Here is a 24987-nt window from a genome sequence, read left to right as displayed (position 1 = left end):
ATTATATTCAAAAAGATAAACTTATTTGTAGTATATATTCGAAAAAAAGGAGAAGTTTTATGAAAGTTATAGTAACTGGAGGAGCAGGATTTATTGGCTCTAACATCGTGGATTTACTTGTAAAACACAATCATAAGGTTGCAATTATTGATAACCTTTCTACAGGTAAGCGAGAAAATATAAATCCTTTTGCTGAATTCTTCGAAGCTGATATTCGTGATACTAATAGTTTGGACTATATTTTTTCAAATGTAGATCCAGAAATTGTAATTCATCACGCTGCTCAAATAAGTGTGCAAGAATCATTTAGAGATCCGTACTTAGATGCACAAATAAATATAAACGGGACAATTAATATTTTAAATCAATGTGTTTCTCACAATGTTAGGAAAATTATATATGCCTCTTCTGCTGCAGTATACGGAGTGCCTCAATATGTAAGTATTAACGAGCAACATCCTGTTTCTCCCATTTCTTTTTATGGGATTTCTAAGTATGCACCTGAAGAGTATATAAAACTGTATTCTGTTTCTTATGGCTTAAAGCACACAATTTTACGGTATGCAAATGTATATGGGATAAGACAGGACCCTAAAGGTGAAGGTGGAGTCATTTCAATTTTCTTGAATCAGTTGCTACAGAAGCACGTACCTGTGATATATGGAAGTGGAGAGCAAACTAGGGATTTTGTCTACGTTAAGGATATCGCTTTGGCAAACCTAGCTGCTTTAACTACAGCCCACAATGAAGTTTTAAATATAAGTACTGATAGAGAAGTAACAATAAATGAACTTTATAATATAATAGCTTCTTTATTACAGTCCAGTATCCGACCTGAATATCGTAATGAAAGAACGGGTGATATTCTGAGGAGTGCTTTGACTAACCAAAAAGCGGCTGAACTTTTGAATTGGATCCCGAGACATAGTTTGGAAGAAGGGCTAGCATTAACCTTGGATTACTATCAGAAGGAGTTATCAAATGGCGGCAAGAACTAGCATTATTAAACCTCAACTAAAACTTATTTTTGAGCTAGCTAAAAATGATTTTAAAACTAGATATGCAGGATCCTATCTTGGGATGTTTTGGGCTTTTATTCAACCTTTCATGACTATAGCAGTGTACTGGTTCGTCTTTGAAGTTGGATTTCGTTCTGGTAGTAGACCCGATGGGACCCCGTTTATTTTATGGCTCACTTGTGGAATGATTCCGTGGTTCTTTTTTTCAGAAGCTCTACTTACTTCTTCAAATAGTTTTCCAGAGTATAGTTATTTAGTAAAGAAGGTCTCGTTCCGTATTGGCTTTCTTCCGATTGTTAAGATAATATCTTCGTTTTTTATTCATTTATTCTTTTTGTTGTTTCTTATTGTTATACTTTTTTATTTTGGTTATAACCCAGATATTGTTTATATACAGGTATTTTATTATCTGTTTTGTTTATTTTATTTATTAATTGGAATAACGCTTATTACGTCTTCTCTAGTTGTTTTTATGAAAGACGCATTGCAAGTTTTGGGGATTTTCGTTCAGATTGGATTTTGGTTGATTCCGATTGTGTGGTCACCTGAAATTATCTCAGATAAGCTCATTAAATGGTTTAAGCTTAATCCGGCATACTACATTGTTGAGGGTTATCGCGATACTTTTATACATCATGTTTGGTTTTGGCACCGATATAATCAAACTGCATATTTCTGGATTCTTTCTACATTTATCATGCTTTTAGGCATATATTTATTTAAAAAGTTAAAGCCTCATTTTGCGGATGTGCTATAAGTTGTGGAGGTTATTATGGAAGAAGTAGCTATAGAATTAAAAAGAATATATAAAAAGTATAAGTTGTATTCAAAACCGACTGACAGGATTAAGGAAGCTGTGAATATTTTTGGTGGATCCTATCATACTGATTTTTTTGCTTTGAAAGATGTATCTCTGAACGTTAAGAGGGGGGAGACACTAGGTATCATAGGTAAGAATGGTTCTGGTAAGTCCACTCTTTTGAAAATAATTACTGGGGTTTTGACACAAACTGATGGTGATAGACTGGTTAATGGTCAGATTTCAGCACTTTTAGAGCTTGGAACTGGATTTAACCCTGAATATACTGGGATAGAGAACATTTATCTAAATGGAACAATGCGTGGCTTTTCGAAAGAAGAAATGAATAGTAAATTGGAACAGATTATTGAGTTTGCTGATATTGGGGAGTTTATCCACCAACCGGTTAAGACATACTCAAGTGGTATGTTTGCCCGATTAGCATTTTCAGTAATGATCAGTTTTAAGCCAGAGATTCTCATAGTTGACGAAGCATTATCAGTAGGAGATGTTTTTTTTCAGCAGAAATGCAATCGATATATGAAAGAGGAAATGTCAGATATCACAAAATTGCTCGTGACACATGATCTCAGTTCTATTGCTAATATGGCAGATAGAGTTATTGTTCTTTCAAATGGGGAGATTGTATTTGAGGGGGATCCCTTGAAAGGGATTGAATACTATACTAAATCCGTACATTCTGAGGTGTTTAAAGCTAACTCGGAGACAAATTCCCTCGCTTTGGAATTGAATAAAGAAACAAGTATTCCTTTAAACTGGATACCTGTTAATGAAGAGTCATTAGGTGGAGCACAAGAAGTCATAATCAAAGCTTTGGACTTCAGTGTGAATAGCGAAAAGTATAAAGGATATATTTCAGCGAATGATCTAGTTGAGATTGATATGTTGATAGAAGCTCATAAAACAACAGATGAATTGATCGTTGGTTATCTTGTGAATGATAAGTATGGAAATGCTATTTTTGGAGAAAATACAACCGGTTCAAATATATTTTCAGGTTCTGTAACAAAAGGTAAGTCTTATCTTGTCAAGTTACAGTTTAGATGGCCTGAGATTCAAGAAAACGAGTATTTCGTGACTCTTGGTTTAGGTGAGGGGTTTCATGAGATGCAACATACTATACAATGCTGGGCCCATAATGTCATTCAACTCAAAAATATTGTATTCACTTCAATCCATGCGATCTTTAATAATAAAATTGAGCATGTTGCAATTGAAGAATTATAAGGAGAGATCGATTTGAATAAATGGGATATTAGCACGCCAACATTCGAATCCGACCAGATCAACGAGAAGTTGAAAGTGGCCCCATGGGAAGGTCATCGTTGGTTTGCATACGATTATATTAACTTTATTGAACCAAATACAATTGTAGAGCTGGGAACCCATTATGGATGTTCATTTTTTTCATTCTGTCAGGCTGTTAAGGATTTCAACTTAAACACAAAGCTTATTGCTATAGATACTTGGGCTGGAGATGAGCAGGCTGGGTATTATGACGAAGAAGTATACCGTACTGTGAAAAGTACAGTAGCGGCTCATTTTAGTCATTTAAATATTGACTTGAAAAGGATGACGTTTGATAATGCATTATCTGAAGTGAATGAGGGCACAGCTGATTTAATCCACATAGATGGTCTACACACCTATGAAGCGGTGAAGCATGATTTTGAGACATGGCTACCTAAGTTGTCTAAAGACGGTGTTATCTTCTTTCATGATGTTTTTAGTCCTCTTGAGTATGGTTCAAATGTTTTCTGGAGTGAGGTAAAGCAAAAATATTCTTACTTGGAGTTTAAACACAGTTGGGGGTTGGGGATTCTATTTCCTAAGGGAGATAAAGTATATAATTTATTACTTGATCAAAATATTGAGGACAAGATAAATCTGTATACTTATAAGGCTCTATATTCATTTGAGCAAATAAAAACAAATGATCTCTCTTTGATGGTTGAAGAACGTGATAAAATAATAAACGACAACTCACGGATGATTGCTGAAAGGGATGAGGCAATAAAAAGCAATGGGATGATGATATCCGAACGTGATAAAACGATTAGAAGTAATGAAATTATGATATCCGAACGTGATGAAGTCATAAAGAAGAATGAGAGTTTGATTTATGAACGGGATGTTGCCCTGGAAGCGACTGAAAGTTTGGTGAAGGAACGGGATCAATTAATACGCAATATGGAAAAGATGATTGAGGAAAGAGAACAGTTATGTAATCAGTACCAAAATGAAATTCAAAACTTAAGGGCGAATATTGTGGACTTGTATAAGAGAATTGAGCTCTTAGAAACTAAAGTTAACTATTACGAAAGTAAGAAAATAATTTTTAATTTCAGAAACAAAGCGGATTAAGGAGCCTACATGGAAAATTTAATTCATACGGTACTGGAAAAAAATAAAAAAATAGCTTTCTTTGATGTGTTTGATACAATAATTCTCCGTCATGTAGAACCGGAATATGTGAAGAAAATATGGGCTAAACGAGTTAGCATTTATTTTGGCGATTCAATTGATTATGAAGAATTATATAGATTGAGAAATAATATGGAAGCCGAAATGTGTAAAGATAATGCAAATTCAGGTTTTGACATGGAATTTAACTACTCCAATTTGCTATCCTCGATGTATGTAGTTCTGATTAATAAAGGACTTTTGAACAATGATATCGATAAGGATACATTTATTTCTATATGTGAAAAAATTGAAATTGAAACAGAAATGGCAGTTCAATACATTGATCCAAAATGGCTCGAAGTAGTAGTTCAGTTACTTAAGCACAATATTAAAATTTATTGTGTTTCGGATTTTTATCTCTCGCAAAAGTTAATAGCTGAGTTATTTGCTAAACATGGAATTCTTCAGTACATTAATGAGATTTATGTATCCAGTGAGTATTTGCTGACTAAGAAAAGCGGTAAACTATTCACAAAAATAGTTGGTGATAATAACTTCAATCCCTCAGACATTATTATGGTAGGCGATAATGAACACTCAGATTACAAAGTGCCTCTTTCTCAGGGGATTGATGCTTATTATATAGATAGGAAACAACAGCATGCTTTCTATAGTGAATTTCGTAAGCGGGTTGAGAGCGAGACTCATTATGCTAATGAGTTAACCGCGATGGCAAGGGATATGTCACATGTGGGGAGATTTCTAGAAATATCCTGTTCTTTGTTTTTTTATATCGTTATGCTTCACAAATCTCTAATGAAAAATGGCGTGAAAAATGTATTCTTTTTGTCAAGAGAAGGAGAATTTCTGTTAAAGTTATTTGACCTATATCAGGAAAAAGAGGGATACAAAGATACTTTTTATGTTAAGCCTCATTACTTGAAAGTATCTAGAAAATCTACATTTTTACCGAGCTTACTGCCTCTTGACAGTGAAAAGTTTGAGATTTTGTTTAGACAATATATTCATATTTCGTTATACGATTTTTTGTCAAGTTTAAGTTTTGAGGAAAAAGTAATAGAAGAAATTTCTCATAAACTTAATATAGATGCCAAGTTGAAAATTGAAAATTTCCCTAGTAGCAAGATTTTTACGGATTTAAGAAATGATTCGACGTTTATTGAAAAATATGAAGAATCAAGGCTTCAGCAACGAGATAATTTTTACAGTTATATAGAAAATTTCACTGTGAATATAAAAAAACAGGGCTTTCATTTAGTTGATGTGGGTTGGAAGGGCACTATACAAGATAATATATATAGAATATACAATGAAAATGTATCAGTACATGGATACTATTTAGGGTTAATTGCCTCAGGAGATGCTCGAGAAAATAATAAAAAGCAGGGACTCCTATTCTCTTCTATTCCTTATAGAACTCCTTATTTTAATGTATACAATGAAAACAGAGCATTATACGAAATAGTGTTGGGTGCTTCTCATGGAAGTGCTAATAAATATATTCGTGATGATTATAATCATAGGATTGAAGTCGAAACCGTCCAAACAGATATGGAAAAGAAATTATTCGATGAGGTAATAAGCCCATTACAGAGCCAAATATATGATTTTTTTGAGAGATTGTGTAATCTCTTCTGCAATAGAGGTGTAAAACTTGAATATTACACTGAACAAATTGCTAAAGTTCATTCTAGAATGGTCTTATTTCCAACAAAAGCGGAGATAAATTTCTTTAATGGTCTGTATCATTATGAGAATTTTGGGGTATTCGAGTATTCTACTTTTAATACAAAAAATAAGTTTGACTTAATCAAAACGATTAAAAATACTTTTATATTGACACGAAACCCGAGAGCTATTCTTGAAAAGGGCTTTTGGGGGCCAATAACACTTAGTAGTCATGGACTTGGCTATTTAGTGCCTATTTATGGACGTTACAAATATAATAAAAGTTTTAAAGGTGGGAGTAATCATCAAATTGGCACGGTCGTTTCCGCAAACGATAGGCAGCTTGTGGAAGAGCTTAAAAGGTCATTGGATGAAAAGGATAGGACCATTTTAGACCTGACGCAAATGATAGATGATCGAGATGAAGCAATAAAAAAAATGACACAAATGATAGATGATCGAGATGCTGCTATTAAAAGTATGACACAAATGATTGATGAAAGAGATGAGGTTATAGAAAAGTTATCAAAATCAAAACATGATTAGGGGAAGAAGAAAATGAAATGGGCTTTCTTATTAGGATCTCCTGATATTAGTGGAGGTTCGTATGTAATTTTTGAACATGCAATAAAAGCAACAAAAAAAGGTGTACTTGTAACAATTATTACTGAAGAAAAAATTAATATGGAGAGATTACATTGGCATCCTGAAGCTAGGTCTTTAATTTGGAAAACATACAAAGAAGTCGAAAATGATAAATTTGATGTATGTATTGCAACTTGGTGGAGAACTGTTTACGAACTATATCGAGTGACCGCAGAAACATATGCTTATTTTGTTCAGTCTATTGAATCAAGATTTTATGATGAGAATGAGAGATCACTACGGCATTTGGTAGACTCTACCTATCAGCTTCCCTTGCACATAATTACCGAAGCAAAATGGATACAAAAGCATTTAAATGAACACTTTAATAAAGATGCAAAATTAGTGCCCAATGGTATTAGAAAAGATATTTATTCGATTGAAGGTGTTAGACATCAGGCAAGAGAAGAGGGGAAACTTAGGGTTTTAGTAGAAGGGCCGATAGACGTGCCTTTCAAGAATGTTCCAAAAACGATAGAAATCTGCAAACAATCTGACGCTGATGAAGTTTGGTTATTAACTTCAAGTCCGATAAGTTCTTATCCTGGAGTAGACAAGGTATTCTCCCAAGTTCCTATTTTTGAAACAGCTCAAATTTACAGATCTTGTGATGTTATTATCAAACTCAGTTATGTGGAAGGAATGTTTGGTCCTCCTCTCGAGATGTTCCATTGTGGTGGTACCTCGATAACATATAATGTTACAGGCCATGATGAATATATTGTTTCAGATCAGAATGCTTTGGTTGCTGCAAAAGATGATGACAAAGCTGTTTTGAATTTTATAAATAGCTTAAAGCATTCTCCTACTTTATTAAGAGATTTGAAGGATAAAGCTATAGATACTGCTAACAATTGGCCAGCTTGGGACGAATCATCTGAACAATTCTATAAAGCTGTAAAATCTATTTGTGAGGATAATAGTCTTTTTGTTCACAATTCGAAAGATATCATAGAAAAGAAAAGTAAATTTTATTTTCAATGGTATGTGATAGCGGAAGAGAGTAAAAGTGGAAACTCAGGAAAACCAAATATAAGCGATCTCCAGTTTTTTAAATCGTTTGTCCGCAGAAAATTCCCGGTTCTATTTAGACTACTAAGAAATATTAAATATAAGATGAAAGTACGTGCGATAAATAAAGATAATTATACTGATAAGTAAAAAGAAAGTTTACTTGGAAACTGGCATAAGAAAAGAAAATATTATAAACGGGGATTAGGATGAATAAATATATTATTAAGTTAAGTTTTGTTTATATTGTTTGTTTTTTATTGAGTATAAGTATAACATATCATTTTGTTCCTAGTATCACTAATAATATAATTTTGATGTTGTTCTTGCTAGTACTAGGAACATTGACTTTAGGTTTATTTCTCAAGGGCTTTATAATAGGATTTTTATCTTTCTGTCAAATACATTGTAAGCAAGAGAACGCAAAAAAAATCTATATATCTAGTATACTAATGGCGCTCTTGGTGGTTGTTATGTTGCCATTTAATATCTCTGCATATCACATTATCGAGATTCATCCATTAGCACAAAAAAGTTCTGCGTCTTTGGGTAAAGAGGTTTGGTTAAAAGAATTAAAAATAGATGACCATACCATAGCTATAAATGAAATGTTAATGAAAGGTAAGTGGGAGATAATCGATAACACACCTGTTTATACAGGTGAAGGTGATGCAGAAATAAAATGGAAGGGGAAAATTCAGAAAGATATTAAACTAAAACTTAGTAATCATCCTTATTCTGGTATCGTTCAAATAAATATAGATGGAAAAAGCCAAATTCTTGATTTATATTCCCCGAAGAATGATTCTAGGGAGTTTATTTTAACTAATCTGAAAGAATTCTCTTTTTGTGAAAAGGGTTTTATTTTACTATCTGATTTATTTCTTTTATCTTTTTTAATGTTCATTATAATATTTACCTTAACGCACCGTTCTGATTCAAAACGGATGATCAATAGCAATTACAAGAATGAATTTATATATATCTTACCTATATTTTTTGTGTGGTTAATTTACTTCCTTACTTATTATCCAGGTTTAATGAGTGGAGATTCCTTAGACCAATGGAGACAGCTATCTACTTTAGAATTTGGAGACGCACATCCTATTTTTGACACTTTAGTTAAATGGTTAATTACCCGGTTATGGTACTCACCAGCATCTATAGTTATAGTACAGTCCATGTACTTATTGTTTGTTCTTTTTCTAGCATTTAGACTTCTTACAAAACTACAAGTTAATAAACGAATTTTATGGTTATTATCGATAATTTTTGCCCTTTTACCACTGAATTCAATGATGATGTTAAGTTTATGGAAGGATATTCCTTATAGCATATCCATACTTTTTCTTACTATCATAGTAGCTACTTTGTATTTTGAAAAAGAAAATTGGTTAAGACCAAATAAGAATATATTTTTACTTGGAAGTGCTCTATTTCTTGTGCTGATGTTTAGACATAATGGCATAATTTCTGTCACAGGTACCTCATTACTACTAGCAATAGTTTATAAATCAAATTGGAAGAGAATATTTGGTATGTTTCTAGTAGTGTTTTTTATTTTTTTTGGAAGTAAAACGGTGTTGTTGAATTTATTAGACAGTAAACCTAGTCCTACTATTTTAACTGTGAATGTACCGATTCAACAAGTTGCTTCCATGTTGGCAGCTAATGTGGAATTAAATGATTATCAAAAAGAGGTAATAGGCAAAGCTATGAACCCTTCATTATGGGGAGATTATTATAACAAGTTTGTTATTGATCCACTTGTGTTTAATCCAAAATTCAATATGTTAGTTTTTGATGAACCTGGTTATAAAACGCAATTTGTGAAAGTATGGATGCAGTTGGCCGTTAAGCATCCCGAAATAGCCCTTAAAAGCTGGATCAACCAAACTTCAATTATATGGAGAATTAGCGAACCATATGGTTCGGCTACTTTTTTTACAGAACGTGGAATTATTAAGAGCGATCAGGAAAATTTGAAAAATTTCGATTTGCAGACGGACTCACTAGCACCTGAATTATTTGATAAGTTTCAGTATAATTTAGATAGATCGCAACAAACGGATTTGGTATGGTTAATTTGGAGGCCAGCTATTTTTATTTTAATAACAATATTATGCGCTCTAATAATTGGTTTTAGAAATAATTTTAAAAGTACTCTTATTTTTGCACCTGTTATGTTGAATGTATTAGGCTTAGCTTCTGCAATACCAGCACAGCAATCAAGATATTTATATTCTACAATTTTATGTTCTTTCTTTTTGGTTGGCCTTGTTTTCATTAAATTGCCTAGCTCAGACAGAGTAAGTTTGCACCGAGAGGAAGAATTGAGATGAGAATATTGATTATTATTCCGGCTTATAATGAAAGTAGTAGTATTAAAGAGTTAATAGATAACTTAAAAAAAGAAAATGTGGATTTATTAGTAATCAATGATGGCTCAACTGATAGTACTTCTTTAATATGTAGACAAAATAATGTTAATGTCATAGATTTACCCTGTAACTTGGGTATTGGAGGGGCTGTACAGACAGGATATAAATTTGCTTTTAAAGAAAACTATGATATAGCTATTCAGGTGGATGGAGATGGGCAGCATGATCCTAAACAAATCAGACTATTAATTGAACCAATAATAAATGGACATGCAGATATGGTAATAGGATCGAGATATATAGTAAAAAGAGGATTCCAGTCAACACTTATAAGAAGGATAGGGATAAAGTATTTTAGTCGTTTAATATATGTATTAACGAAAAGAAAAATCACTGATCCTACTTCTGGGTTTAGAGCATGTAATCGTAAAGTGATTACGGTATTCGCCAATGTTTACTATCCAGTTGATTATCCTGAACCCGAATCGATTGTACATTTATTAAGAACGAATCATAAGGTGCAGGAGGTACCCGTGGAAATGATAGAGAGACAAGGTGGGATTTCCTCAATTAGAGCATTTAGATCAATTTACTATATGGTAAAGGTTTCATTTGCAATATTGATTGATGGTTTAAGGGGAAATAAATTTTATGAGGTTGATCAATTATGATTCCCATTCAGCTGAAATTAATTCTTTTGTTTTTTTGCGTAATGATTCTAGTTATATTAATAAAAAAAATAAAAAAATATCAGCTAGAATTAAAGTATGCCTTATTATGGATCTTTATTAATCTGGCAGGAATATTTCTTTCAATATTTCCTCATTTTCTATTTTATATTTCTGATTGGTTGTATATAGAGACCCCTGTTAATGCTCTTTTTTTACTTTCGTTGGTAGCTTTATTTTTTGTCCTTTATAGTTTAACTGTCGCTTCCTCAAGAAGCTCAAATAAGATAAAAAATTTATCTCAAGAAATAGGTCTTTTGAAAATTGAAATTGAAGAAATGAAAAAAAACAGGATTGTTGGTTCGAATGAGAACTGATTTATTCCAATTTATAAAGTATGGTTTCGTCGGCGGCATTGGCACTATGCTTCACCTCGTATTGATAATGTTTTTGGTAGAGGTTTTTCATTTCGAGCCACTGACAGCTACAATATTTGGCTATGCGCTTATTATTACATTGACCTATTATATTAATTTGCGGTGGACATTTGGGGTGGTGAATAATACCAGGATTTATTTCCTGCGCTACTGTATAACATCTTTGTTGGGGCTGTTGATTAATCTGATTTTAATGTATTTTATTGTATATATATTTCATATAGTATATTTGGTTGGGCAGTTACTATCTGTTATTGTTGTACCTATTTTTAATTTTATTCTCAATAAACGATGGACTTTTGGAGAAAAAGATATTAAAACAAAATGATATTGTCTTACATTATAAAAAAGAGTGGGGTTAAATTCTTGAAAGTATTCCTTAAGGGTGTCTTAGGAAGTTTGGCGAGCATAATAATATGGCCATCGTTTTTAATTGCTTTAATTCATAAAATTAGAGGAGTGAAAATAAAAGACATAACAAAAATTTTTATTGCTTATAATGTTAATATAGATAATATGACACCTGAATTAATTCAAATTGGTGAAGACGTTAAAATCACTCGCAATGTAACGATATTAAGTCATTTTCATCCTACTAAGGCAGCGTCCGAAATATATGGAGAACTAGTGAGAAAAAAAGTAATTATTTGCGATGGGGTTTTTATTGGCGTTGGAGCTATTGTTTTGCCAGGAGTTACAATTGGTGAAGGGGCTATTGTAGGAGCTGGTGCTGTAGTTACAAAAGATGTCCCACCAAATTGTGTTGTTGCTGGCAACCCGGCAAGAGTAATTAAAAGGAAATAGATAAATAAATTAAATAGGAGGAAATATGAAAGGTATAATTCTTGCGGGCGGGACTGGTTCTCGCCTTTTTCCTTTAACTAAGGTGACCAATAAACATCTGCTTCCTGTCGGTAAGTATCCCATGATCTTTCATTCCATATATAAGCTGAAACAAGCTGACATTACGGACATCCTTATCGTGACAGGTAAAGAACACATGGGAGATGTTGTAAATCTGCTTGGAAGCGGCCGTAATATGGGCGTAACCTTTACATATAAGGTACAGGACGAAGCGGGTGGCATTGCGCAGGCGTTAGATTTGGCAGAGCATTTCGTTGGTAATGATCAAATGGTCGTCATTCTGGGGGATAATGTGTTTGAGGATGATATTTCTCCGTTTGTGCAAAATTTTCGTACACAAAACGCAGGAGCTAAATTATTATTGCAAAAGGTTCATGATCCGCAGCGATTTGGTGTGGCAGAAATTCAAAATCAACGTATTCTATCTATAGAAGAAAAGCCTCAGTTACCTAAAAGTGATTATGCAGTTACGGGGATATACATGTTTGATCATAATGTTTTTAATATTGTGAAAACCCTAAAACCTTCGACACGTGGAGAATTAGAGATTACAGACGTTAACAATGCGTATATTGCTAACGGAACATTGACCTATGATATTCTTCAAGGTTGGTGGACGGATGCAGGAACGCATACTTCGCTTGCCAGAGCAAATGAACTCGCGCAAAATATTATATTTGGTGAGGAATTTGGTAAGTTAAAGTTGTAATGCAAAGTTTCACAGCATTGAGGGAAGGACGTATAGCATGAAAGTGATACCTTTAAAATTAACAGGTGCAAGTATAATGGAGCCGACTGTTCATGGTGATCAACGCGGTTTTTTTATGGAAAGTTATAATCAACAGGTTATGCAAAATGAGGGGATTAATCATACTTTTGTTCAGGATAACCAATCTCTTTCTGCTGATGCAGGAGTTATACGTGGGTTGCATTACCAATTAAATCCGAAGGCACAAACGAAACTTATCAGGGTACTCACAGGTGCTATCTATGATGTGATTTTGGACATTCGAAAAAGTTCTCCTACGTTTGGGCAATGGATGAGTGTCATTTTAAGTGAGCATAATCGTCGCCAGTTACTGGTACCTAAGGGGTTTGCTCATGGTTTTTGTACGCTTGTTCCCAATACTCAGGTGTTGTATAAGGTTGATGAATATTACTCTCCTTTGCACGACAGAGGGATACGGTGGAATGACCCTGCATTGAGTATTGACTGGCCTACCTCCAAGGCGATAATGTCAGAGAAGGATAGACAGCAGCCAGTACTGACAGATGCGGAAATCAATTTTGATTAGAGGCTAATGCAAATTTATACTTTGTATGCTTTTGAGTTAAGAAAATGAGTCAGATGTCTAATATACTTTAGACATTGCTCAGCTTAGGAGGTCTGTATGAAACTTCTTGTCACCGGCGGGGCCGGATTTATAGGCAGTAACTTTGTCTTGTATATGTTAAAACACCATCCAGATTACGAAATTGTAAATATAGATGCTCTTACCTATGCAGGTAACCTGGAAAATTTGAAATCCATTGAAAATAACCCCAAACATAGCTTCATCAAAGTAGATATTACCGACGCACAAGCGATTGACCAACTGATGCAGCAGGGAATTAATGTGGTGGTTAATTTTGCAGCGGAGTCACATGTGGATCGGAGTATTTTGGAACCGGAAGTGTTTGTGAAAACAAACGTATTAGGTACGCAAGTGCTACTGGACGCAGCCAAGAAGTATAACGTGACCAAGTTTGTACAGGTATCAACAGATGAGGTATACGGTTCTCTCGGAGAAACAGGATTGTTTACGGAGGAAACTCCGTTGCAACCTAATAGTCCTTATTCTGCATCCAAGGCAGGCGGCGATTTGCTAGTCCGTGCATATAATGAAACCTTCGGTTTACCAGTGAATATCACGCGTTGTTCTAACAACTATGGTCCATATCAGTTTCCTGAGAAATTGATCCCGCTAATGATCTCTCGTGCACTGAGCGATCAACAGCTACCTGTATACGGGGATGGCTTGAACATTCGCGATTGGTTGTATGTAGAGGATCATTGCAGCGCCATTGATCTGGTCATTCATCAGGGTAAACTGGGTGAAGTATACAATATCGGGGGAAATAACGAGCGGACAAATGTGCATATCGTCAAAACAGTATTAGAGGAGCTGGGAAAGCCAGAATCTCTGATTTCGTATGTGCAGGATCGTCCAGGACATGACCGCCGTTATGGCATTGATCCAACGAAGACCATGAATGAGCTGGGCTGGAAGCCAAACCACTCTTTTGAAACCGGCATTAAAGAAACGATTCGCTGGTATTTAGACAACGAAGAATGGTGGACTCGCATTCAATCTGGCGAATATCAACAATACTATGCAAAGCAGTACGGTTCCCGCTTGGGGGATGCGTAGAATGAAGGTATTGGTTACTGGAGCATCCGGCCAACTTGGTAAAGACGTAGTAAAGGTTTTTCAGGAGCAAGGACATGATGTCCTTGGTTACGATCGGGAACAATTGGATATCACGGATTTGGAGCAGGCTGTGAAGATCGTGGAACAGTACCAACCTGATGCTGTCATCCATTGTGCAGCGTATACGGCTGTGGATGCAGCGGAGACTGATGTCGACGGGGCTTATCAAGTCAACGCGGCAGGTACACGTAATATGGCAGTGGCTGCGGAAAAGGTTGGAGCCAAGCTGGTTTATATCAGCACAGATTATGTGTTCGATGGAACGGCAAAGCAGCCATATCATGAGTACGATAATACCAATCCGCAGAGTATCTACGGAAAGTCCAAACGTGCGGGAGAAGTGTTGACCCAGACACTTTCCTCCAGGTACTTTATTGTTCGTACATCTTGGGTATATGGATTGCACGGGAACAATTTTGTGAAAACGATGCTGAAGCTTGGACAGGAGAAGCCGTTCCTCCAGGTAGTGAATGATCAGAAGGGTTCACCTACCTATACGGTGGATTTGGCACGTTTTTTGGCGGAATTGATTCAAACGGAGAAGTACGGCATATACCATGCATCCAATAGTGGTTCCTGTACCTGGTATGAATTTACACAAGCTATTTTACAGGATGCGGCGGAAATATTAGATGCCAAGATCACAGCGAAATTGGAGCCGTGCAGCACAGAGCAATTCCCCAGACCGGCAGCGCGGCCATTCAACTCTGTTATGGAGCATATAGCGATCCGAACCAACGGGTTAAATGATTTGCGCGACTGGCGTAAGGGATTGCGTGATTTTTTGCAGGAGTGTCTTAGTAAATCCGAGTAATTAAAACTTTATTATAAATATCAGCAATCTCCCATCAGTTCATGATTGGGAGATTTTATTGTATTAAAGTCTATGTTGATTAAGGACAATGAGCATTATAATGTATAAGCAGATGGAACATATTGTCCCGCTATTACACAATTTAAAAGAAGGAGGTCATTACTCTGAACAGACCTATCATACAAATTTTATTGTCTACATATAATGGAGCAGCTTATTTAGATGAGCAAATCGAAAGTCTCATCAATCAAAAAGACGTAGAAGTTCAGATTTTAATTCGCGATGATGGCTCGACAGACGATACGGTTGCCAAGTTGAGCGCCCTGAAGCAACGTTATCCTCAACAGATTATTTTATGCCTCGAAAGCAATGTAGGGGTTATCAAAAGCTTTTTTGATTTGATTCAAAGATCGTCTGAGACATTCGACTATTACGCTTTTTGTGATCAGGATGATGTGTGGATGCCGAACAAACTTGCTCAGGCTGTGGCTCATCTCAGGGATCAGGATGGGAGTCGGCCGTTGATGTACTGTTCTGCTACACAAATGGTCTCTCAAACATTGGAACCACTTAAAGTATGGCCAGCGAACATCCCCCGACCTGTATCCTTCTATAATGCTCTCATTGAGAATGTATGTGTAGGTTGTACCATGGTGATCAATAAAGAAACACTCCAACTCGTGAAAAAGAGAATTCCGACTTCTTTGGATAACATTATTATGCATGACTGGTGGATTTACTTATGCACTTCCTCTTTTGGTGAGGTTGTTTTTGACCCCGAGCCGTCCATTTGGTATCGGCAGCATCAAAACAATGTACTGGGAGGTTCTACGGATGGCTGGGTTAGCAAGTGGAGGAAAAGACTAAGTAGATTTGCAAAAGGAAAAAATCGCCATATTTTAAGCAAACAAGCCCAGCAATTTATTCAGCTTTATGGACAAGACATATCTCCTCAAATGTATAAAGATATGGGTCAATTCTTGGACAGCTACCAAAAGGGCGTATTTTCTCGTATGAAATATATTTGGCAGTCTCCATTTTATAGGCAGTCACGGTTGGACAACTGGATTTATAAGTTGGTTTTCATATTGAGGAAATTATAGAGGTATGGAAAGAAAAAATATTGAAACTTTTTTCCATATATGAGCGTCAAATAGTCAAAGGTGCAAATGAATACTAGATAAAATACCATCGAATGCGTGTTCCTTTATGGAAAAATATAGTATAATTGAAACGTGCAACCGATAGAGCTACCAAGGGCGGTCGGCTAACTCTCCCGAGGAGGGGGGTGAAGCCTGTGACAGTGTTTGAGGCGCTCAGTTTAATGCTGACGTTCGGGGCGTTAATCGTCACACTGTTAGAGTTTAACAAACGAAAATAGACCGCCCCCGCAAGGAAGGGTCTATTTTCGGCCTGATTGTTCCAAAACCGTCCGCTCTTGGAGCGTTGGTTGCGCAGGGGCTGGCTGGCACCAGCCCTTTTTCCATGTATATCTTACCACGATGAATTTTAGACCTCAACCGAGGATTTTACAAAAATCTAATAAACGACTTCCAATGAACAATATATAGATCGAAATGGTTTCGTTTGTCTATATTTGCACTTTGGAGCGACTGGAATCGAATTTTTTGAAATTCTGCTAACTATGTAAGGTTACAGGTTATGTGCTTTTTTGCGCCCCGTGGTCTGCGCGGTATGCTATAATAGGCGATAGTAGAATAGATTACTGAATTTGTCAGGAGCGTTTTAAATATGGATGTAAGCATACTGGTCGTCAACTATAATACGTGTCAATTGACGCTGGATTGTTTGCAGTCGGTGTATGCGTCCAAGACGCAATACCGATATGAAGTGATTGTTATTGATAATCACTCCAGTGACGGATCTGTTGAGGCTATTCGTGCTGCATACCCGGAGATTACGTTGATAGCCAATAAGGATAATACAGGTTTTGCCAAGGCGAACAATCAGGGGATGGAAGTAGCCAGCGGGCGTTATGTATTGTTATTGAACTCCGATACGTTGGTGCAACCGGACACGCTGGATACAATGATCCAGTTTATGGATACGCATCCGGAGATGGGGGCATCGGGCTGTAAGGTCATCCTGCCGGATGGATCATTAGACAAGGCTTGTAAGCGTGGTTTTCCAACGCCATCAGCTTCTTTTTACTATGCTTTTGGCTGGTCGAAGCGTTACCCGGATAACCCGAAGTACAATCAATATCAGCTTGGGCATCTAAGCCCGGATGATGAGTATCCAGTAGATGTACTGGTAGGTGCTTTTATGCTGGTGCGCCGAGAAACGATTGACCAGGTCGGTGGCTTGGATGAAACCTTTTTTATGTATGGTGAGGACATTGACTGGTGTTACCGGATTAAGCAAGCCGGGTGGGGCATTTACTACTACCCGCGCACATATATTATTCATATCAAAGGGGGCAGCGCTCGCCGTCGTCCTTTGAAAATTATTTATGAGTTTCATAGAGCTATGTGGGTATTTCATCGTAAGCATTATAAACAGCAATACAGTTGGATCACCAATATGGCTGTATATGCGGGGATTGCCGTGAAATTTGGAATGGCTTTCCTAAAAAATAAGTTGTCCGCACCGGTCAAGCCGGACGGCGGGGAACAATCTCATACTGAGGTGAAAGCATGATACGCAGAAATCAGCGTTTTTTAACCCAATTATATATTGTGGCGGATTTCGCGGTCATTCAGTTGTCCTTTCTGATCGCTTGGTTTTTCAAATTTGAAAGTGAATGGATCACCTATACAGAACCGCTTCCTATTCAAGTATATGGAGGCTGGAGCTTAATCTACGGCCTGATTGCCGTAGTGCTGGGGATGTTGTTTTCGCTCTATTCGCCCAAACGCAAAAAACGATTTGCAGATGATGTATTTCGCGTCACCCAGATTCATATCGTTGGACTGTTCGTGCTGTTGAGTGTGATGTTCTTCGTGAAACAAATCGACATCTCGCGGTCCTATCTGGCAATCTATATGGTTGGAAACGTGCTGCTTATTTTGTTTTATCGATTTTTCTTGAAGCAAGTTCTTAAAGCTCTCCGTCAAAAAGGGTACAACAAACAATTTATGCTTATTCTTGGGGCGGGTACTCTAGGCCAGCGATTTTATCATAACCTTGGACAGTATCCTGATCTGGGATACGAGGTAGTGGGTTTTCTGGATGATAAGCGGCATTGGAGTGAAGAGGAAGAGGCGCATTTCCGCCCGATTCTTGGAGGTTTAGATCAATTGGAGGCTACACTGTCGCGTCTGATGATTGACGAGGTCATTCTGGCGCTGCCGCTGGATGCTCATGATAAGTACCCCAAGATTATCAACATGTGTGAAAAGGCTGGAGTGCGCACGCTTATAATCCCCGACTTTTTCGATTATTTGCCGGCTCGCCCGTACTTTGATAACTTTGCAGGTATGCCGATGATCAATGTGCGGGATATTCCACTGGATGTAGCGGGGAATCGATTGTTTAAGCGCCTATTCGATATTTTATTCTCTTTATTCGCGATTCTCCTGACCTTTCCGATCATGCTAGCAGTAGCGATTGGTGTGATGATTACATCCAGAGGGCCCATCATTTTTAAGCAGGAGCGGGTAGGCTTGAACCGTCGCACCTTCCGAATGTACAAATTTCGTTCGATGAAGGTGCTGCCTCCTGGAACTGAAGATACGGGCTGGACGACTGCTAATGACCCAAGACGCACACGTTTTGGTACTTTTATTCGTAAAACGAGTCTCGACGAGCTGCCTCAATTTTTCAACGTTCTGCTGGGTGATATGAGTGTCGTTGGTCCACGCCCAGAACGCCCCTATTATGTGGATCAGTTCCGTGAGGAAATTCCAAAATACATGGTGAAGCATCATGTTCGTCCTGGAATCACAGGCTGGGCACAGAGCAACGGGTTGCGTGGAGATACATCTATTGAGGAACGGATTAAGCATGACATCTTCTATATTGAGAACTGGTCGCTCTTATTCGATATTAAAATTATTTTCCGCACGATTCGCAACGGTTTCAAGAACGCATATTAATACAAAAGCACCCTTCGGTTTAGCCGGAGGGTGTTTTTGCGTCTGGCAGTTGTTTTGAGCATGCGTATGTGGGGTATTGACCTGTACGAAAAGGATGTGACACCCCATGAAACGATTGATTGTTTCGGTTATTCTTTTAATGTTAATCGGCACATTTTTACTGGCATACAAAGGAAAATCTACAGAAGAACATACTGGCTTTACCATGCACCGTGTGATTTCGCATGCCATGGGAGCCGTTGATGGTTTGGCCTATACTAATGCGCGTGAAGCGTTTGTGGAAAATTATAAAAAAGGCAGCCGCGTATTCGAGGTCGACCTGATGTTTACATCGGATGGACAATTGGTGGCGCGCCATGAATGGACAGAATCTTTTACAGAGCAAATGCAACAGGAACACGCAGTTGCTACAGAACAGGGAGGAAAACCTTGGAGCTATCATCAATTCAAGAACACCCCCATACACGGTTCTTATACCCCAGTAGATTGGAAGGATGTATTGGATTTATTGGAAACATACCCGGATGCTTATATTGTGACCGATACGAAAGAACAGGACCCTGCCCAGATCAAACAGTTGTTTGCACAACTGACCCGTCAGGCACAGGAGAAAAACCCCGAGCTTTTGTCTCGTATTGTTCCCCAAATTTATAATGAAGAAATGCTGCAAACATTGCGGAGTATTTATCCCTATCCATCCGTTATTTATACGCTCTACGCCACAGAGGATAAAGATGACCAGATCATTCGATTTGTACAACAAAATGATATAACGGCAGTAACCTTACCAGAGAATCGGGTGAGTGGTGCTCTAGTGGAAAGTTTGCGTCAGGCCGGAGCGGTATGCTACGTAAATACCATTAATGAGTTGAAGGATGCGGCTGAGTATGAACAGATGGGTGTGCAAGGTTTCTATACAGATATTTTAACGGAAAAAGAACTTAGTAAACGTAGTTGGTTGTATGCGCTACGCCCCTAAGCTGTCTGAACGGGGTGTTCCCATTTGATACGAACATTGACACCTTTTAAGCACTGTCATAGACTTAGCATAGAACGCTTTTGGATATTGGAATTCGGTTCGACTGGATCATGACAAAAGCAATGGATGCTGGAGGAATGTGTGTTGGCAGATTCAATTCAATCATGGAGGCATGTGTTTAAGCTTGATCCTGAAAAGGAACTGGATGATGAGGCACTTGACGCCGTGTGTATGTCTGGTACGGATGCGATTATGGTAGGAGGTTCATCAGGTATTACCTACGAAAATACGGTGGATTTGCTGTCGAGGGTTCGACGTTATGAGGTGCCGTGTGTGCTTGAGGTGTCCGATCTGGAAGCTGTAGTACCAGGGTTTGATCTATATATGATTCCTATGGTACTGAATACCGCTGACAGTAATTGGATTCTAGGACAGCACCAACGTGCGATTGAACAGTTTGGTTATATGATCCCTTGGGATTTGCTTGTGACGGAAGGATATATTGTTTTGAACGGTGATTCTACAGTCGCTAAGCTTACCGGAGCAGATACTTCGCTGGATACTTCATCTGCCACCTCATATGCACAGATTGCTGACAAGCTCATGCATCTGCCGATTGTATATGTGGAATATAGCGGTGCTTTTGGGGATATGGAGCTGGTGCAAAAAATCCATCGCAGTACAGAGCACTCTCGTGTCCTATACGGGGGAGGAATCGTGGATAAATCTACCGCGTTACAAGCGGCTGCCGTTTGTGACACCATTGTAGTAGGAAACATCATTTATCGTGACTTGGCGAAAGCGCTGGAGACGATAGCTGTGAAATTGGAAGTATAGAACGTGATTTTATGGAAGCTCAGGGAAAGGAGCATGCACGCATGCAATCAATAGATATACACGAGGCGGTAGCTCGCCTTAATCCGCCTCAGCGTCAGGCTGTGGAGGCGGTAGATGGTCCGCTGCTGATTATGGCTGGCGCAGGCAGTGGTAAAACACGGGTGCTCACGCACCGAATAGCCTACCTCATCGCAACCCGCAAGACGGCTCCATGGGGCATTTTGGCGATTACCTTTACGAACAAGGCCGCGCGTGAGATGCAGGATCGCGTATCCAAGCTGATTGGCCCACAGGGAAGAGATGTGTGGGTATCCACCTTCCACTCGATGTGTGTGCGTATTTTACGTCGGGATATCGAGCGGATTGGATTTACCTCGAATTTCAGCATTTTGGATTCTACGGATCAATTGTCTGTCATTCGGAGCTGCATGAAGGATCTGAATATAGACACCAAAAAATTTGAACCCAAAGCGGTTCAGTCTATGATGAGTACGGCAAAAAATGAACTGGTCACTCCCGAAATGTATGAGCGCAAGATTGGCGACTATTTTGAAGGGATTGTGGCGAAGGTATATACCAAGTACCAACAGCGGCTCAAAAACAACAACTCTCTTGATTTTGATGATTTGATCATGGCAACGATTCAGCTGTTTAAAGAAGTACCTGAGGTACTGGACTTCTACCAGAAGAAATTTCAATACATTCATGTTGATGAATATCAGGATACAAACCGTGCGCAGTACATGCTGTGCAAAATGCTGGCCGACAAGCATCACCGGATTTGCGTAGTAGGTGACAGTGACCAATCCATCTATCGGTGGCGAGGTGCCGATATTAGCAACATTTTGAATTTTGAAGAGGACTACCCGGAAGCGCGTACCATTTTGCTGGAGCAGAACTACCGGTCCACCTCGAATATTCTCAATGCTGCCAACGAAGTCATTGGTCAAAATACAGGCCGCAAGCCGAAAAAACTATGGACTGACAAAGAAGGCGGCGCCAAGATTAAGGTTTACCGTGCTGATTCTGAACATGATGAGGGCTACTTTATCGCCTCAGAAATTCATAAGAATATTAAAGCGGGCAAAACCTATAGCCATCATGCCATTTTGTACCGTACGAATGCTCAGTCTCGGGTTGTCGAGGAAATTCTGATTAAATCAGATATTCCTTATCAGATCGTGGGCGGTATCAAGTTCTATGATCGGAAGGAAATTAAGGATTTGCTGGCGTATCTTCGCCTGCTCTCCAATCCTGACGACGACATCAGTTTGATCCGAATCATTAATGTGCCAAAACGAAGCATCGGAGACACAACTGTCGGCAAATTGCAGGCAGCTGCAGCGGAACGTGGAGTTTCGATTTTCCGTGTCCTTCAAGTGGTAGATGATTTGGGCTTTGCAGGACGTACGCGCAATGCGTTGGTAGAGTTTTACGATATGATCGAAGGTTTAAGCCGTATGGTAGACTACCTGTCGGTTACAGAGTTAACAGAAAAAATGCTGGAAACCACCCAATATCGATTGGAACTGCAAAACGAGAATACACTCGAGTCACGCTCGCGTTTGGAGAATATTGATGAGTTCCTGTCGGTAACCATGGAATTTGAAAAAGGAGCGGAAGACAAGTCACTCGTCTCCTTCCTGACCGACCTTGCGCTGATTGCTGATATTGATTCCATGAATGACGACGAAGAAGAGCAAAGCGATGCGGTTGTATTGATGACCATGCATAGCGCCAAAGGTCTGGAGTTTCCCATTGTATTTATTGTCGGTATGGAGGAGGGAGTGTTCCCTCATAGTCGTGCCTTTCTGGATAACGAAGAACTGGAAGAAGAGCGCAGATTGGCGTATGTCGGCATAACCCGTGCAGAGGAGCAACTGTTCCTTACATGTGCACAGATGCGCACTTTGTTTGGACGCACCACGGCTAACCCGCCTTCCCGCTTTCTCGAAGAGATTCCAGACGAGTTAAAAGAGGATACGATCATCAAACGTGACCGCTACCGCCGTTCAGGCAATGTAGGCGGATCTTATGGTGGGCGCGGACTGAATAAAGGTAGTGGCAGCAACTTTGGTGGAGAACGCTCGTTTGATACGATGAGCCGCAGTGGTTCGTCCGCTTCCGCGTCACCCCGCGTAACCGTAACGACATCTTCATCCGCGAAACCGACTCCGGCTGCTTCGGCAGGAGGTCCCTCCATTTTTGCTGCTGGAGACAAGGTGCAGCATGGCAAATGGGGAATTGGAACCATTGTAGCTGTAAAAGGGACTGGCAATGATATGGAACTTCAAATTGCTTTCCCGGCTCCGGTAGGGGTTAAACGACTGCTGGCTGGCTTTGCACCTATTACAAAAGTAGAATAAATCTCAAACATCATTAAATCTCGAACCTCATGAGTGGCAGTTTGGCTTAGGCCTCTGCCCTGATGAAGTTCCCGGAGGGATACGCCTGCATGAACCCAATGCACAGAATGGAGCAGCTTGTTGCTGAACTGAACACATATAACTATCATTACTACACACTGGATGAACCCAAGATCAGCGACAAAGAATATGATGTGCTTTATGACGAGCTGGTAGCGCTCGAACAGACGAGCGGTCTTGTGCTGCCGGATTCGCCGACACAGCGTGTGGGTGGGGAGTTACTCAAAGGTTTCACACCGCATCGCCACCTTGCCCCATTATGGAGCCTTGATAAAGCTCAGAATATGGAACAGCTGCGTGCATGGAACGCGCGTGTTGTGAAACTGGTTAATGATTACAATACCAAGAACCCGGAGAAACCTTTGCCATCTCCAGGCTATGCGATAGAACTTAAATTCGATGGACTGACGCTGAACCTGACGTATACAGATGGACAGCTTGTACAGGCTTCTACCCGCGGTAATGGCGTAGTGGGTGAGGGAATACTGGCACAGGTGAAGACCATTAAATCTGTGCCACTTACAATTCCTTTTCGAAATGGAACCATTGAAGTACAGGGAGAAGGGATCATGAATCTCTCTGTATTGTCCAAATATAATGAGACTGCCGTGGACCCTCTTAAAAATGCACGCAACGCCGCAGCTGGTGCTTTGCGCAACTTGAATCCCAAAGTGACAGCAGAGCGGCGCTTGAATGCATTTTTCTACAATGTGGGATATGCAGACCGTATCCAGTTTAACAGCCACCAGGAAATGATGACTTTCCTGCGTGAAAATCATTTTAAGGTAAACCCTTACCTGACTTACTTTGATAATTTTGAAGATGTAATGGAGCAACTGATTGAGATTGAAAAATCTCGTGCCGGATTGGATTACCTCATTGATGGGGCAGTATTGAAAATTACAGATATGCGCACACGTGAGGCTCTCGGGTATACCGATAAATTCCCGCGCTGGGCGGTGGCCTATAAGTTCGAAGCCGAGGAAACGACAACGGTGCTTAACTCGGTTGAGTGGAATGTAGGACGAACCGGTAAAATCACCCCACTCGCAAGGGTAGAGCCGGTAGAGCTGGCGGGAGTCACTGTACAAAATTGTACACTGAACAATGCTGGTGACATCGAGCGCAAAAACCTGAAGTTTGCTTTGGGTGCACGTGTGTTTATCCGTCGCTCAAACGATGTCATTCCGGAGATATTAGGAAAGGTAACGTCTAAGAACGACGGGGAGGAAATTGTCGTACCAGATCATTGTCCAGCCTGCGGGTTTCCGTTACAGCAGCGAGGTGCCCATTTGTTTTGCGACAATAAGCTGGGGTGTAAACCACAAATTGTAGCTCGTATTTCCCATTTTGCTTCACGTGATGCTATGGATATTGAGACATTCAGTGACAAAACGGCCATACAGCTGCATGACGAACTGGAAGTGCGCGAGCCTGCGGATTTGTATACACTCCAATATGA

General features: G+C 39.0%; 23 protein-coding genes (1 of these 23 cut by a window edge). All 23 read left to right on the top strand.

Translation table 11 applies throughout. The features are described 5' to 3' along the window. The first annotated feature begins 59 nt into the window (after positions 1-59). On the top strand, positions 60-998 hold the full coding sequence (locus MKY98_RS23530; RefSeq protein ID WP_069010701.1) for an NAD-dependent epimerase/dehydratase family protein: 939 nt from the start codon (positions 60-62) through the stop codon (positions 996-998). Beyond that, positions 982-1776, top strand: coding sequence for an ABC transporter permease (locus MKY98_RS23525; protein ID WP_069010702.1), 795 nt, complete (start codon positions 982-984; stop codon positions 1774-1776). The genes MKY98_RS23530 and MKY98_RS23525 overlap by 17 nt, the downstream gene beginning before the upstream one ends. A gap of 15 nt (positions 1777-1791) precedes the next feature. Next, positions 1792-3066 (top strand): ABC transporter ATP-binding protein, encoded by a 1275-nt coding sequence (locus MKY98_RS23520; RefSeq protein WP_069010703.1) that lies wholly within the window; start codon positions 1792-1794, stop codon positions 3064-3066. 12 nt (positions 3067-3078) lie between these two features. After that, complete coding sequence (locus tag MKY98_RS27125) at positions 3079-4203, top strand: class I SAM-dependent methyltransferase (protein WP_069010704.1); 1125 nt, start codon at positions 3079-3081, stop codon at positions 4201-4203. Positions 4204-4212: 9 nt separating this feature from the next. Next, a complete protein-coding gene (locus MKY98_RS23510; RefSeq protein WP_208332590.1) occupies positions 4213-6480 on the top strand; it encodes an HAD hydrolase-like protein in 2268 nt (755 codons plus the stop codon). Positions 6481-6492: 12 nt separating this feature from the next. Continuing rightward, entirely contained in the window at positions 6493-7740 is a 1248-nt protein-coding gene (locus MKY98_RS23505; RefSeq protein ID WP_069010706.1) for a glycosyltransferase, read from the top strand. A gap of 59 nt (positions 7741-7799) precedes the next feature. After that, a complete protein-coding gene (locus MKY98_RS23500; protein WP_069010707.1) occupies positions 7800-9932 on the top strand; it encodes a DUF6020 family protein in 2133 nt (710 codons plus the stop codon). Then, positions 9929-10642 (top strand): glycosyltransferase family 2 protein, encoded by a 714-nt coding sequence (locus MKY98_RS23495; RefSeq protein ID WP_069010708.1) that lies wholly within the window; start codon positions 9929-9931, stop codon positions 10640-10642. Before MKY98_RS23500 ends, MKY98_RS23495 begins: the two co-directional genes overlap by 4 nt. Continuing rightward, positions 10639-11016 carry a DUF2304 domain-containing protein gene (locus MKY98_RS23490; RefSeq protein WP_069010709.1) on the top strand — a complete coding sequence of 126 codons (378 nt, stop codon included), beginning with the start codon at positions 10639-10641 and terminating at the stop codon, positions 11014-11016. The genes MKY98_RS23495 and MKY98_RS23490 overlap by 4 nt, the downstream gene beginning before the upstream one ends. After that, positions 11006-11404 (top strand): GtrA family protein, encoded by a 399-nt coding sequence (locus MKY98_RS27120; protein WP_069010710.1) that lies wholly within the window; start codon positions 11006-11008, stop codon positions 11402-11404. Before MKY98_RS23490 ends, MKY98_RS27120 begins: the two co-directional genes overlap by 11 nt. 38 nt (positions 11405-11442) lie before the next feature. After that, on the top strand, positions 11443-11880 hold the full coding sequence (locus MKY98_RS23485; RefSeq protein ID WP_280635060.1) for an acyltransferase: 438 nt from the start codon (positions 11443-11445) through the stop codon (positions 11878-11880). A 25-nt stretch (positions 11881-11905) separates the two neighbouring features. Continuing rightward, on the top strand, positions 11906-12649 hold the full coding sequence (locus MKY98_RS23480; RefSeq protein ID WP_069010711.1) for a sugar phosphate nucleotidyltransferase: 744 nt from the start codon (positions 11906-11908) through the stop codon (positions 12647-12649). 37 nt (positions 12650-12686) lie between these two features. After that, on the top strand, positions 12687-13235 hold the full coding sequence (gene rfbC / locus MKY98_RS23475; RefSeq protein WP_069010712.1) for a dTDP-4-dehydrorhamnose 3,5-epimerase: 549 nt from the start codon (positions 12687-12689) through the stop codon (positions 13233-13235). A 96-nt stretch (positions 13236-13331) separates the two neighbouring features. Then, complete coding sequence (rfbB, locus tag MKY98_RS23470; RefSeq protein ID WP_069010713.1) at positions 13332-14351, top strand: dTDP-glucose 4,6-dehydratase; 1020 nt, start codon at positions 13332-13334, stop codon at positions 14349-14351. A gap of 1 nt (position 14352) precedes the next feature. After that, the gene (rfbD, locus tag MKY98_RS23465) at positions 14353-15225 is read left to right on the top strand and encodes a dTDP-4-dehydrorhamnose reductase (protein WP_069010714.1); all 873 of its coding nucleotides are present in this window, start codon (positions 14353-14355) and stop codon (positions 15223-15225) included. A 191-nt stretch (positions 15226-15416) separates the two neighbouring features. Then, entirely contained in the window at positions 15417-16328 is a 912-nt protein-coding gene (locus MKY98_RS23460) for a glycosyltransferase family 2 protein (RefSeq protein ID WP_069010715.1), read from the top strand. 185 nt (positions 16329-16513) lie between these two features. Continuing rightward, positions 16514-16606 carry a putative holin-like toxin gene (locus MKY98_RS27115; protein WP_219727884.1) on the top strand — a complete coding sequence of 31 codons (93 nt, stop codon included), beginning with the start codon at positions 16514-16516 and terminating at the stop codon, positions 16604-16606. Between the two features lie 371 nt (positions 16607-16977). Beyond that, positions 16978-17886 (top strand): glycosyltransferase family 2 protein, encoded by a 909-nt coding sequence (locus MKY98_RS23455; RefSeq protein WP_069010716.1) that lies wholly within the window; start codon positions 16978-16980, stop codon positions 17884-17886. After that, on the top strand, positions 17883-19283 hold the full coding sequence (locus tag MKY98_RS23450) for an undecaprenyl-phosphate glucose phosphotransferase (protein ID WP_029514512.1): 1401 nt from the start codon (positions 17883-17885) through the stop codon (positions 19281-19283). Before MKY98_RS23455 ends, MKY98_RS23450 begins: the two co-directional genes overlap by 4 nt. 106 nt (positions 19284-19389) lie before the next feature. Beyond that, positions 19390-20262, top strand: a complete 873-nt coding sequence (locus MKY98_RS23445) for a phosphatidylinositol-specific phospholipase C/glycerophosphodiester phosphodiesterase family protein (RefSeq protein ID WP_069010717.1) — start codon at positions 19390-19392, stop codon at positions 20260-20262. A gap of 126 nt (positions 20263-20388) precedes the next feature. Next, positions 20389-21099 carry a heptaprenylglyceryl phosphate synthase gene (locus MKY98_RS23440; RefSeq protein WP_069010718.1) on the top strand — a complete coding sequence of 237 codons (711 nt, stop codon included), beginning with the start codon at positions 20389-20391 and terminating at the stop codon, positions 21097-21099. A gap of 41 nt (positions 21100-21140) precedes the next feature. Continuing rightward, entirely contained in the window at positions 21141-23465 is a 2325-nt protein-coding gene (gene pcrA, locus MKY98_RS23435; protein ID WP_029514509.1) for a DNA helicase PcrA, read from the top strand. A gap of 89 nt (positions 23466-23554) precedes the next feature. Continuing rightward, positions 23555-24987, top strand: the 5' portion of a protein-coding gene (gene ligA / locus MKY98_RS23430; RefSeq protein ID WP_069010719.1) for an NAD-dependent DNA ligase LigA. Its footprint extends 583 nt past the window's final position; only the first 1433 of its 2016 coding nucleotides appear in the window; its start codon is at positions 23555-23557; the stop codon falls past the right edge of the window.

It is taken from the genome of Paenibacillus sp. FSL M8-0228, assembly GCF_038007385.1.
Taxonomy (GTDB): domain Bacteria; phylum Bacillota; class Bacilli; order Paenibacillales; family Paenibacillaceae; genus Paenibacillus; species Paenibacillus polymyxa_D.
Note: the sequence above shows the minus strand (reverse complement) of the source record. Positions and strands in the feature narration are given on the sequence as shown.

Bases quoted from the DNA above. Each gene is read 5' to 3' on its own strand.
- MKY98_RS23530 (WP_069010701.1), top strand. From the start codon at position 60: ATGAAAGTTATAGTAACTGGAGGAGCAGGATTTATTGGCTCTAACATC.
- MKY98_RS23525 (WP_069010702.1), top strand. From the start codon at position 982: ATGGCGGCAAGAACTAGCATTATTAAACCTCAACTAAAACTTATTTTT.
- MKY98_RS23520 (WP_069010703.1), top strand. From the start codon at position 1,792: ATGGAAGAAGTAGCTATAGAATTAAAAAGAATATATAAAAAGTATAAG.
- MKY98_RS23510 (WP_208332590.1), top strand. From the start codon at position 4,213: ATGGAAAATTTAATTCATACGGTACTGGAAAAAAATAAAAAAATAGCT.
- MKY98_RS23505 (WP_069010706.1), top strand. From the start codon at position 6,493: ATGAAATGGGCTTTCTTATTAGGATCTCCTGATATTAGTGGAGGTTCG.
- MKY98_RS23500 (WP_069010707.1), top strand. From the start codon at position 7,800: ATGAATAAATATATTATTAAGTTAAGTTTTGTTTATATTGTTTGTTTT.
- MKY98_RS23495 (WP_069010708.1), top strand. From the start codon at position 9,929: ATGAGAATATTGATTATTATTCCGGCTTATAATGAAAGTAGTAGTATT.
- MKY98_RS23490 (WP_069010709.1), top strand. From the start codon at position 10,639: ATGATTCCCATTCAGCTGAAATTAATTCTTTTGTTTTTTTGCGTAATG.
- MKY98_RS27120 (WP_069010710.1), top strand. From the start codon at position 11,006: ATGAGAACTGATTTATTCCAATTTATAAAGTATGGTTTCGTCGGCGGC.
- MKY98_RS23480 (WP_069010711.1), top strand. From the start codon at position 11,906: ATGAAAGGTATAATTCTTGCGGGCGGGACTGGTTCTCGCCTTTTTCCT.
- rfbC (WP_069010712.1), top strand. From the start codon at position 12,687: ATGAAAGTGATACCTTTAAAATTAACAGGTGCAAGTATAATGGAGCCG.
- rfbB (WP_069010713.1), top strand. From the start codon at position 13,332: ATGAAACTTCTTGTCACCGGCGGGGCCGGATTTATAGGCAGTAACTTT.
- rfbD (WP_069010714.1), top strand. From the start codon at position 14,353: ATGAAGGTATTGGTTACTGGAGCATCCGGCCAACTTGGTAAAGACGTA.
- MKY98_RS23455 (WP_069010716.1), top strand. From the start codon at position 16,978: ATGGATGTAAGCATACTGGTCGTCAACTATAATACGTGTCAATTGACG.
- MKY98_RS23450 (WP_029514512.1), top strand. From the start codon at position 17,883: ATGATACGCAGAAATCAGCGTTTTTTAACCCAATTATATATTGTGGCG.
- MKY98_RS23445 (WP_069010717.1), top strand. From the start codon at position 19,390: ATGAAACGATTGATTGTTTCGGTTATTCTTTTAATGTTAATCGGCACA.
- MKY98_RS23440 (WP_069010718.1), top strand. From the start codon at position 20,389: ATGCTGGAGGAATGTGTGTTGGCAGATTCAATTCAATCATGGAGGCAT.
- pcrA (WP_029514509.1), top strand. From the start codon at position 21,141: ATGCAATCAATAGATATACACGAGGCGGTAGCTCGCCTTAATCCGCCT.